Raw genomic sequence first — 249 nt, 5'->3', positions numbered from 1 at the left:
CCGACGAAGACCGGCACGCGGACGCAGGTGACCGTGACCTTGATGTCGGGATCCAGCATCTTGTGGGTCTCGTCCGACATCTTCTGCTCCTCGTCGGTCGAACCGTCCTCGAGGAAGGAGCCGATATAGGGGATGACGTTGAAGGCGATCTGTTTGGGGAACTTCTTGGGGCGCGCGTCGCCCAGGCCGTAGATGGCCTTGGTCTGGTTCCACAGCTCGTCCATGCCTTCCTTGCCGGCGCCGGACACC

The 249-nt window shown here is 62.7% G+C and carries 1 protein-coding gene; it reads right to left on the bottom strand.

Going from position 1 to position 249, the window contains the following annotated elements; all coding sequences use genetic code 11:
- Window positions 1–249 (bottom strand): Asd/ArgC dimerization domain-containing protein (locus RYX56_RS26755; RefSeq protein WP_317124366.1); only part of this gene is annotated, 249 nt, incomplete at both ends.

Source organism: Alkalihalophilus lindianensis, from assembly GCF_032843265.1.
Taxonomy (GTDB): Bacteria; Bacillota; Bacilli; order Bacillales; family Bacillaceae_D; genus Alkalihalophilus; species Alkalihalophilus lindianensis.
Note: the sequence above shows the minus strand (reverse complement) of the source record. Positions and strands in the feature narration are given on the sequence as shown.